This is a genomic window from Anoxybacillus thermarum, from assembly GCF_000836725.1.
Classification (GTDB): domain Bacteria; phylum Bacillota; class Bacilli; order Bacillales; family Anoxybacillaceae; genus Anoxybacillus; species Anoxybacillus thermarum.
Genome location: NZ_JXTH01000041.1, coordinates 13,729 through 26,960, shown reverse-complemented (window position 1 = coordinate 26,960; position 13,232 = coordinate 13,729). Strand labels below are relative to the sequence as shown.

The following is a 13,232-nucleotide window of genomic DNA, read 5'->3' as shown; positions in this document are numbered from 1 at the left end:
CAAATGAACGAGTGCTTGCCGACCGCTCAAGATATCCAAGGTAAGCAGCCAGACAACGTCGCTGGCTCGAGTTTGGCATTGAGGGTCCACGGGAACGAGACGATCAATCAACCGAGGGAGGCCAAGATCCTTGAAAATGGTGCTTATTATATTCAAATAAGAACTTTCATAAATGGCACGGATTTGAACGCTCATGATGTAGAAACTCCTTTGCTTTCCTTGTGTTTCAAAGATTCATTCGACATGAAGATAAAAAAATCCTCCCGATTTTTGTCGAGAGGGCGCGAAATGTGAGTTGTAAAAAAAGAGTTTGACATTTGGCCAAAAAAGGGAGATGTAAAAGGCTCTTACCTCATTTTGAAAGCGATGCTTTTAAAACAAAAAGAACCACCAAGCGAAAAATATTTGCCTGAACAACGTATCGCTTACTTATATTTCGTCATTTCCATCGGTCTTGTCATCGTTACAGGTATCATGAAAGTGATTAAAAATATTATGGGCGTGCAACCGACAAACGGCATCTTATTTTGGGGAGCACAACTGCACAACCTAGCAACAGTTATGGTTATTCTCGGTGTCGTCATGCATTTAGCTGCGTTTATCGTGAAAGAAAATCGCAAACTATTGCCTGGCATGTTTACAGGCTATGTAGACGAAGAGTATGTAAAAGAACGACACTCTCTTTGGTATAAAAAGTTGAAAAAAACATATGAAAAGCAATACTGATACAAAACACTCCACATGCATCGTATTGAATATTCATTTTCACAGGATTTTATATATTTTTAAAATCCTTATTTCCTTCGTTTTTTCCCCAATATGAAAGACCAAAACTTTCATAAAAAAACGTATGTTTTTATTCATTTTGTGGTCGGTTTGGTGGTCATGTGGTCACTTAAGCAAAATAAGAAATAACGAGAATGATGACAAATGCGACAAGCGTAAGTACATCACTGGCTTTCATTTTCTCCTCGACTTGGTATGTTCCATACGTGCCTTCTACTTTTTTGAGTTTGATTTCTCGCGGAGGTTCATCGTCGTATGTGACGTCACTCAAATCTAATAACAATTCCCCCTGTTTCCCGAATTTGATTTATGTCGTTCGGAAGAAATCTCCCCCTCTCGTCGCGTAATCGATGTGATACATCTATTCGAGGCCGGTAGTACATCCTGCTGTAATTATGTTCTTTTATGAAAGTCAGCAAATTATGGATAAAAAAGAACCTATTCAAAATGAGCAGAGTTAAGATAAAATTGAAATGGAATTATATAGAAGGAAAGAGGGAAACAGTAATGAGAAAAGACGGATGGGAACCGTGTCCACGATGCGGAAGTAATAAAGTACAACAACGAGGAAAAGCATTTTTCTTTTTATTACCTTATATTACCGTTTATGTCCGCTGGATGTATGGTGCGGTTAGGATTTTTGTTCTTCCCGTTTTGGATTTTAGCCGCATTGTTAGTCCTTGCCAGTCCTTTTGCGTTCTTACTTCCTAAAGTGAACCAATGCCAAGATTATAAGTATGCGTGGAAAGTGAATAAAGAAAAAGGTGCTCAAGCATAAAAGCGCCCCTCTCGTATGAGAAGGGGCCCAATACCTCAGTCGCAAAGGTATTTTAACAGACTTACTTTTTCTTATTCTTTTTCTGTTTTTCCAAGTATGCTTTATACTCTTCTTCGGTAACTTCCCAGCAAAATGCCTTTTTACCTACTTGTTTAGCATATAAGCGAGTTCCATCTTTTAGAGTAATAAATGCTCGACAAATTAACATATTTCGGTCACCTCTTGTCTAATTATTTTTCTTGCAAGAGGACCAAAATAGTGATACATTAGTGTTAGATGTGTATTACTAATGTAGCGACTATTCACTATTTTTTAGTTGGCCCTCTGCAAGGGCTTTTTTTATTGCTTTTCATGTGAACCCTCCTTGTTTAAATATTTTGTAATTGGATTCTTGCAACATCGAACGAAACCCCACAGCACATAGCTATTTCTTTCACACTTAAACCTTTTATTATATGTGGCGGGGCAAGTAATTCACCTGCAAATGTATTCGCTTGCCACTCCGGATCTTTATATGGGGGAACACTTCCAACATTTAAACTTCTAGCAAGTGCAATGCTTCCAGGGCGATGCATAATATAATGCCCTATCTCATGGGCTATTGTAAATCTATCTCTCCCACTACCTGAAATTGCTCTTTCATACACGTCTTCTTGAATACGAATTAGATGTTTTTTTGGATAAGTTACTGCATATTCATTTTTCATTTCACCAGGAGACACAATTTCTAGTGTGAATAAGGAATCCAACTCTGGAAGTCCCCACTCTAAGAATTCAACAACAGGGAAATACTTTTCGTTATACATCCCTGCTAATTTCCTAATTGTGTTTGCTAATTCCCTAATATTCCTTCTGGATGTAGGGTTGGCAATATATAAAGTCATTTAACCCCTCCTTTTTTTGTTTTTCAAGAGGATGTCTTTTATCTTTGCTTTATCGCCTTCATCTAAACTTTTAAACTCTCTGGCTAAAGCTAGTATGGTATTTCTATCCTCACTGCTTATTCCTTCAAAATCAATCTTAACAACTTTTTGTGAAGCATGAACAGCTTGCATTAAATCGTTACGATCTTCAGCACTTAAAGAATACAAATCTGAAATTTTATCAATCCATTCATGAGGAACATTTCTTTTACCATTTTCCACAGCAGATAAATAAGAAGAAGTAACTCCTAGTTTATCTGCCATGTCTTTTAGAAGTTCGCCATTATCAATTCTAAGTTTTCTGGAAAACTTTCCAAATGGAGTTAACATGGCTTGTTCCTCCTTTCTAATATGATATGAAATTTTTCCTATTGATAGATTAACATTTCCAGAAAAACAAATCAACTATTTTTGTTGATTTTTTCAACAAAAATATTAAAGATTCTAGAAATTTTATCAAAATCCCCCCGCCAAACGGCAGGGGTTACTATTTCAACACATTCTTTGCAAATCGATACAACATCAAAAACATTTGAGCGCGTGTCACTGGTTCATTCCGGCGGTCTTGTGTGACCACTCCGTGTTGCTTCAAAAATTCAAACGCTGCATCGACTTCTTTGTCGTATTGCGTTTTTGCTTGTTCTGGCATCTTCACTGCCTCCTTTTTCTTCTTCAACCCGAACGCTTTCACGATACCTTCCACATGGCCACTTGCGATTTTCAAAATGAATTCTTGTGATTTCAATTTTGCCGCATCACTTGCGTTGTCGATGAATAGATTTTCTGTCAGAAGCGCCGGCATCTTGCTTTCGCGCAATACAGCGTAGTTTGCACGTTTCTTCCCTCTATCTTTAACACCGCCGATCGCTTTCATAATTTCTGCATGAATGACATTTTGATAGGCAAGTGTTTTTGCACTGACGTTGCCGTTGTGAATATAGCTTTCAAAACCTGTGCCGCCGCCAGCGTTGATATGAATAGATAAGAAAAAGTCTGCTCCAGCTTTATTTGCAATTGCTGCTCGTTCTTCTAATGATAAGTAACGGTCATCGCTACGAGTATAGATGACTTCTACACCTTCATAGTCGGAAAGCATATCGCCAATCATCAAACCGATCTGCATCGTTAAGTCTTTTTCCCTCAAGCCATTCGCCACTGCACCGGGATCACTTCCACCATGGCCAAAGTCTATGACAATACGAACCATTATTTATCTCCCCCTTTTTCAAGTGCATATTTCACAGTCGCCACCGAACCAACACCGTACAGTGCATATTGAAGCCCCTGGACTAACACTTCAAAAGAAAAAGCGTTGCTTTCAAAGGCCGCAAAAGCAACGCCTAGTATAACTGCGACAATCGGAATAAATCGATTAGGAATGTTTGTTGCCTCGCGAATAGCATAGAGTAAAACGGCTAACGCTACATACGCTGTAAATTCAATTGAAAGAATTGCTTCCATTATTGGACACCCCCTTTCAATGCAGCAAAAACAATGGCCACAATGCCGCCGATCACCGAAACAATTATTGCGTTCGTGATCGTTCGTCGTAGCCATTTCGTGTCATCTTTGATTGCTCGAATATCGTCGCGCATATCTTTGATATTTGCTTCCGCCACAGCCAGCCTCGTTTTCACATCTGTCATATCCGCTTCGAGTTTTTCAATACGATGTTCCATCGAATCACACCTTTCTAGAACATTAATAAAAAGACCAGCAGACACTGGTCTTAAATTTATTATTGGACTAAGTATTTTCTATGCTGTTCTCGTTTTTTTTCATTGCTAAGTTGAGCGTAAATTTGTGTAGTTGCTGGGTCCTCATGGCCTAATAGAGCTTGAACAGCTGCAAGTTCTGCACCATTGTTTAAAGTTAGCGTCGCGAAAGTGTGTCGTAACGTATGAGGGCTTACTCGCTTTTCTAAACCTGCGTTCGCCGCAATTTTTGCGATTTCTCGCTGTATACCACGTTTGGATAATCGTCTATAAGGTTTTCTCTCAGTAATAAACAGCGCCGGTTCATTATCTGTTCGGCTCATGAGGTATTTACGCAAATGATACATAGCTTTGAAACTGAAATACACTTCTCGCTCTTTGTTACCTTTCCCGATGACTCTGCAGCTAAGAGATTGATAGTTAACATCCGAACGATTTAATGCATGAACTTCTGATAGACGGCATCCAGTCGCATACAATACCTCTATGAATGCCCGCTGACGTGTCGTTTTACACGCTTCACGAAGCATTTCAAGCTCTTCAATAGTCAGAGCTTTTGGAAGCCGTTTCTCTTGTTTAGGCGGCTTTAATTTTGCTGTAGGGTCACGCTGAATGATTTCTTCTGAAGCAAGCCAACCGAAAAAGCTTTTTAAAACTGATAGCTTTTTAGAAATGGAACTTAACTTGAGATGATTAAACTGCGCAAGGAATACTCTAATATCAGCCGCTGTGATTTCATCTGTTTTTTTCTTCACCTTGTCAGCAAAGATTTTTAAATCTAATTTATAACTGTCTAATGTAATTTGGCTTAAGCCCTCCAGCTTCTTTGAAGACAAGAATAACTGGATCTTCTCATGTAAATCGGGATGCACTTCATGTTGTTCAATTCTTGTGACATGATACTGAGAAAATATCGACGATAACTGACTTTTGATTTGCTCCACATTGATTGTCGGAACCAACTCATAGAGCATTGCGGTGATCTCCGATAGCATTTGTTCCCCAGCAGTATTCGCCATCATATTCACCCCACCATATAGTTATATAACTTATATAACTATATGATACAAACTAATGTTCTTGTTGTCAAATATAAGTTATATAACTTATAATACTCGTGAAAAAGGGGTGAAAATATAATGGCAGTTGATAAAAATAAAAATACACAAATTTTAGTGACGTTCCCGAATGAACTTGTCGATCAGATAGAAAAGTACTGGCACGAAAATAAACTTAAAAACAGAAATGAAGCCATACGGGAACTTGTTAAGATTGGATTAGAAAAGTCCTCCCAAAAATAAGGGAGGACTTTTTTTACTGAATTAAGGCATAAAAAATACACCTACTTTTCAGTGGTGTTTGCGTTTTGTTTTATTTTGTTTTTTGTTCTGTACATACTCCGAGAAGTAATTACCAATAACGAAACCTGGAATGAACCAATAAATGGCCGGTACTTTTTTTACAAACGCAGCTAGCAGTATGATAAAAATTAAAACCCACCTAACTATTCGCATAAATCAATGTCACCTACGCATTTAATTTATTGCACATTATCGTCCTACTACGCTGTTTTATAAGCCATCGTTTCATCATATTCTTGCTGCGTAATCCATCCATTTACTAAAGCATTGTAAATTTGTTCTTGCGTGAATGTCTGCGCCGCATATTGTTTGACCGGCTCGTGATACTCTGTTGGGATAGTTGCGAATGTACGATTTCCGTAAAGATAGATATTAATTGCATAAGCCTTTACCAAAAGAGTATTAACTGCCATTTTTCATTCCTCCTAAACTAATAAATTTTCCATAAGTTCAAGTATTAATGCGTTTGATAATGCTAATTCTTGTTTCAATTCATTCACTTGCTCCGTAAACGGCTTTTGATACACTGGTTCTTGCGGCTCGGTTGCGTTCGGGTCGGGATACGAAAACTCTAATTCTAGCGTTTGCGGATTCACGCGGTATCCGTTGCATTGTGCGAAATCTTCTGCATATTGACCATATTCAAGTTGAATAACACCAACTGAATCACGAACACGCTCTTTTAATGCTTGATATGTTTCAAAATCTTGGTCAATAGTTGTTTCGATAACTGCCCCCATCATTTCGCCAGTATCTAAAATGACGTTTCCTGTCATCTTATCGTAGTAAATCTTTCTGCCGACTTTATTCACAAAAACCCCCCCTTGCTTATTCATATGCATACCAAAGTGCTGATTGGTTTGCTAAATTAGTATCTACTGAAAAACCATTAGATGTGATACTAAAATTTGTGTTTGTCAAAAAAACACTAGAAGCAAGACGCGCCGCCCTTAATCCAAAATAAGTTGTGAGAAATCCATAACTATCGGTAGAAACATAGTAGTAAACTATTTTTGGTGTAAATGCTAAACCAGATACTGTTAAAACCCCATTGCTTGCAATTGTATTTGAGCCGCTAGCCCAGCGTTTTCCATCAAAACTTCCCGCTACGCCGAAAATACTTACCCCTTGTTTGATGTTCGCCGCCACTAGATTCGGATCACCTTTAACGTAACCACTTCCGTTATGGTAGCCTGCGGGAATTGCTTGGTTCGATGTTGTCGGGGTAATTATTATAGCTCCTTGGTTCGGCATTGTCCCCGTCTGTTCTCCACTATCATTCGTGAATGTTTTCCCACTCAATACATCAGAAGATTGAGCGTTACCAGACCCCCCTTCACCCTGTAAGATAAAATTTGTACCATTGTATCTCAAAGTATAAATTGAACCTGCTTTAAGGTTTCCAGCTGCCACATCGTTGCCGTTTGGTTTCTTAATAGCTTTTGCACCTAATCCATTAACGTTGATCGTTGACGCTCCAGTATTATCTACATTTATTTTTACGGCAATCGCCATTCCCTCAACGTAAGACGTTGGAGCAGGGTTAAGAGTAACTGTATAGGTGTTCGCTGACCCACTTGCTACTGCATAACTCGGATGTTTCACATAATCAGCCGAATGCGTAGCAAGCTGTTGGTCCGCATATGTTTTTGCGTTCTGTTCCGCTTGGTTTGCTTTTGCTTGCGCCCCCGTAATCGTTTCAACGTTTTGGTCAATTCGGTCCCAGTTGTCGTTGAGCATCGTTTGTATATTGAATGTATCATTCGCATCGGCAACCGGATCTTTTTTATATAAACCTAACCGTGGTGTATTACTTGCCACTAAAACACACCTCCCGCAAATTTATTGAGCGTTGTTCCCTCTAATTGGGCGATTGTCATTACATTATGGATATCTCGGACTAGTAAATATGAAAACTCGAAGCTGATCGCCAAATGGGCTGGAATGATTTCTCGCAAGGCGTTCTGAATGTCAGTTAAATTACTTGGGACTCCAAGCCGGCTGACGAATTTAATCTTCACAGTATAAAGTGACGGCTGCTCGGTTACTTCGACTTCGCCGTTGTACCAAGATTCCGCCACATTACGGATAAGTGCAACCGTTACGGTTCCAATGCCCCGTAGCTTCGACTTCACAACACTCCGGCGTTGCTCTATCGGTTTGCTCTCGTCAGTTGGGATATCGCAAATACGTTCCCAATCGGCAAGCCCCCATGTCGCTGTATCAACCGCAAACTGTGCCAACACATCGGCAATAGATGTGACAAGATCACGAAATTCAGCGCCTTCTGTCTGAATAATCGCACGCGGTGATCGCAAGTGACGATAATATGTTGGCATGTAGCTAAACAGATCATTTTCAATATCCCGATCAGGAAATATTGTCATGAGAAAGTCACCGTTCCTTTAACCGCAACCTCGCCCTCGGCAACCATAACATTCGCGGAACTACCGTTGACAGTTAAGTTAGAGTAGTCAATAACGCTAGGACAATCAAGTAACAGGCTTGACACCCTTGTGTATCGGACCACCGGATCCACAAAAGCTAGTGATTGTAAGTACTCAATCAGTAATGGTTCAAATTCGGTTTGTGCATCGGCCAGTGTTTTGCCTGCTACAAGTGTCAATGTTGCAGACACGTTAATAGGTACCTCAGTAGCGCCAACGACTGTCACGGTCGCGCCGATTGGACGAACATTTTCAATATGCGTAGCCACTTCGTCAATCACTGATTGGGCAGGCGCAGTTTTGTCTGTACCAAGCAAAACGACCTTGACTGTGCCCGAACCGTTCCAAACAGGATAAACTTTTGCATCACCTACTCCTGCCACTTCCAACGCCCATTGTCGGTAATGTGCAATGTTTCCTGATGTGATAGGTTTACGTATTCTCTCGTAATACCGGGCAAGCAGTGATTCGTCGCTTTCTTCATCGACTCCATTTTCAAATGCCTGCGGGTTTGTCACACTTTCCACCCCATCGATGACATCAACCAAAACTGTAATTGTATTGGCCAGGACATTACCTGATGAACCCACTATCTCGGCTTCCACCAAAACCGAAACAGTTCCGTTTTCCGGGATAGTTGCATCGCCCGTTGTATAAAAGAAAATCGGGGTGCTGTCATCCGTGCTAACCCGAGTATTAGCCGGAATGATTGTTCCCGGCCTTCCTGTGAAAATCACCAGGCCCTTTGCCTTTTGTGGAGGGTTCGGCTCAATGCCAAGGTCTCTCACCCGAGCAAGTAATATATCCCGGGGCACATCTTCAGTTAAATAGAGCCATTGAGTCACTAAATACAATTGTTGATATGCACGCTCCAATTCAAGAGCCGCCGGGGCAAGCATATCCCATATAACAGACCCTTGCCGTTTGTCAAAATCGTCTGGGATTCGCGACAACATGCGCTGCATAATGACATCAAACGTCTGGTCTTCAAACATTTACACCCACCCCCTCGAGGACCTTTCCGTTTGTAAGCGCAACATTAAATGTTACTTGCAATTGATCACCGGAACGCTCAATGACAAAGTTTGAAGCACTTTCAATCCGGTCGTCATATTCGATTGCTTCTTTAATCAAACGAGGAACTTCTTCTTCTAGAAGCTCGTTTGAAACATTTTTTCCGACGACGTCTTCTAATTCGCAGCCATACTCATCATCGTAGATAAAAAATCGAGAGCGAGCCGTCATAATTGCCTTCTGGATAAACTGCAAAATGGCCTCGTCATCATTGATGAGCCCGCCCATTTCTCCTCTGTCAAAATCTATACGATACGTTTTGGACGGGCCAATAACCGCTGTTTCCGTTGCATCATTTGCATTCAGCTCGTCAAGATTGACTGGAGCTAGCGCCATTAAAACATCACCGCCCGATCAATGATATAAAACACTTGGTCACGGTCGCTGGCTACGATGACGCGATCGCCGGCCTCCAGCGAGTCTTTAAACTCTATTTCGCCCTCGGTACCTAGAAAAAGAACCCTTCTTTTATGGGGCAATAAATGTTCAGCCACGACAACGTCATCCTTATCCAGTTCGATTTTCATATTATCGACCTGGATTTTTATGTTTGGAGGTGGAGACGTCACCGTGGCCAGTTCAATGGATACGTCTTTGTTATATCCGTGTTGCCTCATCAGCTGAATTAACCGCACAGCACCGTTTCCTTCCATCCTCATGCCTCCTCATAGGCCACCTCCGCCAAATTCGGGCTGCTGCTAATGTTTAGCGACATCGTATGCACCCCGTTTTCGTAATGATGGGTGTCCGAATTGACGTAATAGGTGCCGTTAATGCCAGTCATCTTGTTATACACTTGGATCACAGAGCCGGCCGTGATTTCATTGATCCCTAAAGACTCGAGAGTCATGTCTGTTGCGACTTTGCCCATATCTTTCAGCAGCTGGCTGGCTAGTTTTTGCAGCTGCGCTTTATTTAACTTTTCATCGGCACGTTCTACGTGCTGCATAACACCATATTGCCTTGCTAAACTGTCATTTTGGACAGTGACGGTCACAGGCTTTTTATCTGTGCCGCCGATCACCTTTACTCTTGTTTTGGTTTCTTCTATGCTTTCGCTGACGCTGAGCGATAATAAATTCCTTCCACTCTCGATAATCAGTTTAGCGTTTGGCACTTTCATTTCTGCAAGAGTGAATTTTCCTAGGTTGTTGGAAATAAAAAAACGCCTACCATTGTGTTTTCTGGTAGTCGTTAAGGCAGTAAAACTCATTTCCGCTAACGTTTTTTCGCGAAAAATGTGCTTTGGAATGACATATCCCGTGTCGGCGATTGGGCCGATTGGGATTTTAAATGTACTGCAAATGTGCTTTATGATCTCGCTCGCTTTTTTCTTCACAAATTTCATCGTATCGGCGTTTTTAAGCAAATATACGTTGGCATCGTAGCAAGTAAGAGTAACTTCACCTGCTTGGTTTTTGTCTATTTTAAAGAGGAACCCTCGAAATAACTCTTTATCATCAAAAAATCGAATAATCTTGCCGTTTTTAAAAGCAAGTAACGGGGAAATGCCGTTTGCTGTATTAATCAACGTTACCGTTAGAGTACGGGCCACTTGCTGTAAATCGCCACTCCACTCTACGCTCCTGACTAAATCGGTGATGTCGTAATTGTCATAAATCACTTTCATGGCAACACCAGCTTTTGTCCAGGGATAATTTTGTTAGGATCCTTCCCGATTATTTTTTTATTAGCTTCGTGAATGGCACTTACTTTTGACCCTGTTTTATAAAATTTCATTGAAATAGACCATAGCGAATCTCCTGGCCTAACTGTATAAGTTTTCGGCTTTGTCTCCTGTTTCGGCGGTCGTTGAGCCATTTTTGATGATTTTTTTGAAGAAACCGCTGTTGAAGTTAGTTTTTTAATGACTGGTACTCTATACTCTTTTAACGAGATGGAAAATTGTATTTCGCCTGGACTGCCAGGAGGACTCGGCCGATACGTAAACTCAGGGATTAAAACAAGAGTATTGATATTCGCAGTTGTAACCGTAAATCGAACCGGTTTTTCTTCATCTCGCCACCCCTCAATAATCTCAATAAAATCATTAGGTGGGATGATTCTGTTATGAACGCAATATGTTGGATCATATTTCTCCGGCAAAAATGATTCGAAGCGAAATTCTTGTAACCCTCTGTTTTTTGGGATCGTGATTTCTCCAAGATTATCAACTTCAATAACCTCGATTCCATATGGGCTTGCCACTTCAAAAGATGAAGGATTAACAGGCAACTGCAGATTTTCGCTGCCGTATCGAAGCCAAAACTGCATTTTTACCTTCATGCCATTAATCCCCCTTCTTGTTCTAAATATCTTGCAAGCTCTAAAGCTAACTTTTTAATATCTGACTCATTTCGAATAATAAATTGGTTGCCTGTGATGGTTACAGACGCACTACGTTGACGCTTGCTGTTTTCCATTTGTTTTACTTCTTGTTTGGTAAGAACTTTTTCACCTTCATGCAAAAGAGCCGGATAATTATCACGAGGAATCACACCGCCGATCGCTCTTTTCTGTATCAGACCGTTTCCACCAAGAAACTTTGGCAAACCAATTTTGATGTTACCAAACGAAGTGATTTTGTCGATAAAACTTGTTACACTAGCTATTAAACCGTCAAACCACTTTTTGACTGGCTCAATAAAGTTAGAAACCTTTTCTTTCACAACGTCCCATACTTCTAGCGATTTCTTTTTCACTTTATCCCAGTTCATCACCAACGCAACACCTGCTGCAATTAAAGCCGCGATTCCAACTGCCACCCATGTCATTGGATTAGCGAGCATGGCTGCATTCAATCCTAATTGAGCAGCCGTCTGTGCTAACGTTCCAGCTCGCCAGGCTTTAAATAGCGTGATGATCGTTTGCATGATAGTTAAGCCGGTAAAAGCTATACGGAACGAAATGACCCCTGCTGTTACTGCAGCTAATGCCGTTGCGACCGACTTAATATGCGGGGCAGCTTTTGCAAATGCATTTACCATTTTAGCACCTGCGTCGCCGATGGCTTTTCCAATGTTTTCACTTGCTTTGACCAGCTTGTCCATTGTTTCTGGTTTAATTCCCTGAAGCATATTATATCCTGCATCTTGCAGACCGCTTTTCAAGTTGCCAACGATGGTACTCGCTTTTCCTGCGGTAGATTGTGATAATTTTTGCGCGCCACCGGCGAAAAATGGGCTTAACTTTTGCTCGGTTAGTGTATTGAAAGCTTTCTGTGTTTCATCTGCAGTTAAGTTTGCATTGACGCCTTTTCCGACATACCCTTTAAATTCTTGAGCTGTTACTTTGAAACCGAATTCTTTAAGACGCTCAAATTCCCCTGTCTTGGCATCGGCAAGCGCCTCAATCGCTTCAGAAAGAGTTTTTCCAGGTGTTAAAGCTGCCATGTCCTCGGCAAGTTTTAGTAGCTTCATCGACTCTTGTGTATTTCCGCCAGCGATCCCTAGCGCACGAACACCAGCTTGAACAACTTCCCCGGTTTCAAAAGGCGTCGCATTGGCGTTTTGGCGCAGTGCAGATAAATATTCTTGGGCAGATTTTTTCACCTGCTGTTGATTCATACCTTTGTTTTGCACGCCGATGAAGTGTTCCATGGAGATCATGTATTTTTCGAGGTCGGCGCCGCTTTTTAGTGCCGCCGATACCCCTGTGGCTAGTGCTGTTCCAACAACTGTTCCTAACATCAGTAAATGCTCTCTCGTCGTTACTGCCCGCTGACGAACACGATCAATAGCATCCGCTAGCTTCTCTAGCCTTTCATTAGCTTTAGCCGTTTCAACACGCATTTCCCAGCGCTTTTTTGCGCTTTCCTGCACCTTGTCCATCGTTGCCTTTAGGCGCATCATCTCATTCTTCAATTTTTCATTTGAGCGAATGACCTTTTCTATATTACTCGTGGCACTATCCTTTACGGAAATTTCCGCCTCGAGTCGTTGTCCCTTTGCCATTCCTTCTCACCTCACAACAGCAGCGCCGCACACGGCATGCCGGACAAAGCTTTTATTTTTTCGTTTTCTTCTTCTACTTCAAGCTCATAAAAAGCACGAATAATGGTCAACTCTCCGTAAGGAATTTGATAAAAAACCGCCGGTCGAATACCTTTCTTTTTCCAATACCAATACATCATTTGCACATAACCGTTC

Annotated in this window: 22 protein-coding genes; 2 read left to right on the top strand and 20 right to left on the bottom strand. The window is 41.1% G+C overall.

All coding sequences use genetic code 11. The features are described from left to right. Positions 1-195, bottom strand: a 195-nt coding sequence (locus tag LH47_RS15325) for a DUF4277 domain-containing protein (RefSeq protein ID WP_152619617.1), incomplete at its 3' end; no start/stop codon positions are given. Positions 196-315: 120 nt separating this feature from the next. On the opposite strand from LH47_RS15325, the gene LH47_RS10225 reads away from it, so the two are divergent. Next, positions 316-726: a cytochrome b/b6 domain-containing protein gene (locus LH47_RS10225; protein WP_268751139.1), complete on the top strand. Its 411-nt coding sequence runs from the start codon at positions 316-318 to the stop codon at positions 724-726. Positions 727-895: 169 nt separating this feature from the next. On the opposite strand, the gene LH47_RS16490 is transcribed toward LH47_RS10225, so the two are convergent. From LH47_RS16490 to xerA, 8 genes are all read right to left on the bottom strand, one after another. After that, entirely contained in the window at positions 896-1,069 is a 174-nt protein-coding gene (locus LH47_RS16490; RefSeq protein WP_167333780.1) for a hypothetical protein, read from the bottom strand. A gap of 556 nt (positions 1,070-1,625) precedes the next feature. Continuing rightward, positions 1,626-1,772: a hypothetical protein gene (locus LH47_RS16485; protein ID WP_167333782.1), complete on the bottom strand. Its 147-nt coding sequence runs from the start codon at positions 1,770-1,772 to the stop codon at positions 1,626-1,628. Positions 1,773-1,932: 160 nt separating this feature from the next. Continuing rightward, positions 1,933-2,448, bottom strand: coding sequence for an ImmA/IrrE family metallo-endopeptidase (locus tag LH47_RS10215; RefSeq protein WP_043967149.1), 516 nt, complete (start codon positions 2,446-2,448; stop codon positions 1,933-1,935). Further along, a complete protein-coding gene (locus LH47_RS10210; RefSeq protein ID WP_043967147.1) occupies positions 2,449-2,817 on the bottom strand; it encodes a helix-turn-helix domain-containing protein in 369 nt (122 codons plus the stop codon). A 157-nt stretch (positions 2,818-2,974) separates the two neighbouring features. Continuing rightward, entirely contained in the window at positions 2,975-3,694 is a 720-nt protein-coding gene (locus LH47_RS10205; RefSeq protein ID WP_084221313.1) for an N-acetylmuramoyl-L-alanine amidase, read from the bottom strand. Then, positions 3,694-3,948, bottom strand: a complete 255-nt coding sequence (locus tag LH47_RS10200; RefSeq protein ID WP_043967145.1) for a phage holin family protein — start codon at positions 3,946-3,948, stop codon at positions 3,694-3,696. Before LH47_RS10200 ends, LH47_RS10205 begins: the two co-directional genes overlap by 1 nt. Then, on the bottom strand, positions 3,948-4,211 hold the full coding sequence (locus tag LH47_RS10195) for a hemolysin XhlA family protein (RefSeq protein WP_326938947.1): 264 nt from the start codon (positions 4,209-4,211) through the stop codon (positions 3,948-3,950). The genes LH47_RS10200 and LH47_RS10195 overlap by 1 nt, the downstream gene beginning before the upstream one ends. A gap of 14 nt (positions 4,212-4,225) precedes the next feature. Further along, the gene (xerA, locus tag LH47_RS10190) at positions 4,226-5,224 is read right to left on the bottom strand and encodes a site-specific tyrosine recombinase/integron integrase (protein ID WP_052585039.1); all 999 of its coding nucleotides are present in this window, start codon (positions 5,222-5,224) and stop codon (positions 4,226-4,228) included. A 117-nt stretch (positions 5,225-5,341) separates the two neighbouring features. On the opposite strand from xerA, the gene LH47_RS16480 reads away from it, so the two are divergent. Next, a complete protein-coding gene (locus LH47_RS16480) occupies positions 5,342-5,503 on the top strand; it encodes a ribbon-helix-helix domain-containing protein (protein ID WP_167333781.1) in 162 nt (53 codons plus the stop codon). A 260-nt stretch (positions 5,504-5,763) separates the two neighbouring features. On the opposite strand, the gene LH47_RS10185 is transcribed toward LH47_RS16480, so the two are convergent. The 11 genes from LH47_RS10185 to LH47_RS16475 are packed head-to-tail and all read right to left on the bottom strand — an operon-like array spanning position 5,764 to position 13,222. Continuing rightward, positions 5,764-5,976: a hypothetical protein gene (locus LH47_RS10185; RefSeq protein WP_043967139.1), complete on the bottom strand. Its 213-nt coding sequence runs from the start codon at positions 5,974-5,976 to the stop codon at positions 5,764-5,766. A gap of 12 nt (positions 5,977-5,988) precedes the next feature. Beyond that, positions 5,989-6,375 (bottom strand): hypothetical protein, encoded by a 387-nt coding sequence (locus LH47_RS10180; protein WP_235341110.1) that lies wholly within the window; start codon positions 6,373-6,375, stop codon positions 5,989-5,991. Positions 6,376-6,391: 16 nt separating this feature from the next. Next, positions 6,392-7,384: a hypothetical protein gene (locus tag LH47_RS10175; protein WP_052585038.1), complete on the bottom strand. Its 993-nt coding sequence runs from the start codon at positions 7,382-7,384 to the stop codon at positions 6,392-6,394. Further along, positions 7,384-7,950: a YmfQ family protein gene (locus LH47_RS10170; RefSeq protein ID WP_043967134.1), complete on the bottom strand. Its 567-nt coding sequence runs from the start codon at positions 7,948-7,950 to the stop codon at positions 7,384-7,386. The genes LH47_RS10175 and LH47_RS10170 overlap by 1 nt, the downstream gene beginning before the upstream one ends. Further along, positions 7,947-9,005 (bottom strand): baseplate J/gp47 family protein, encoded by a 1,059-nt coding sequence (locus LH47_RS10165; protein ID WP_043967132.1) that lies wholly within the window; start codon positions 9,003-9,005, stop codon positions 7,947-7,949. Before LH47_RS10165 ends, LH47_RS10170 begins: the two co-directional genes overlap by 4 nt. Next, on the bottom strand, positions 8,998-9,420 hold the full coding sequence (locus LH47_RS10160) for a DUF2634 domain-containing protein (RefSeq protein WP_043967131.1): 423 nt from the start codon (positions 9,418-9,420) through the stop codon (positions 8,998-9,000). The genes LH47_RS10165 and LH47_RS10160 overlap by 8 nt, the downstream gene beginning before the upstream one ends. Then, complete coding sequence (locus tag LH47_RS10155) at positions 9,420-9,737, bottom strand: DUF2577 family protein (protein WP_235341108.1); 318 nt, start codon at positions 9,735-9,737, stop codon at positions 9,420-9,422. Before LH47_RS10155 ends, LH47_RS10160 begins: the two co-directional genes overlap by 1 nt. 2 nt (positions 9,738-9,739) lie before the next feature. Next, entirely contained in the window at positions 9,740-10,714 is a 975-nt protein-coding gene (locus LH47_RS10150; RefSeq protein ID WP_043967127.1) for an XkdQ/YqbQ family protein, read from the bottom strand. After that, on the bottom strand, positions 10,711-11,370 hold the full coding sequence (locus LH47_RS10145) for a LysM peptidoglycan-binding domain-containing protein (RefSeq protein ID WP_043967124.1): 660 nt from the start codon (positions 11,368-11,370) through the stop codon (positions 10,711-10,713). The genes LH47_RS10150 and LH47_RS10145 overlap by 4 nt, the downstream gene beginning before the upstream one ends. Continuing rightward, on the bottom strand, positions 11,367-13,037 hold the full coding sequence (locus LH47_RS10140; RefSeq protein ID WP_043967122.1) for a phage tail tape measure protein: 1,671 nt from the start codon (positions 13,035-13,037) through the stop codon (positions 11,367-11,369). The genes LH47_RS10145 and LH47_RS10140 overlap by 4 nt, the downstream gene beginning before the upstream one ends. 11 nt (positions 13,038-13,048) lie before the next feature. Beyond that, complete coding sequence (locus LH47_RS16475) at positions 13,049-13,222, bottom strand: hypothetical protein (RefSeq protein WP_167333779.1); 174 nt, start codon at positions 13,220-13,222, stop codon at positions 13,049-13,051. Between the last annotated feature and the right edge of the window lie 10 nt (positions 13,223-13,232).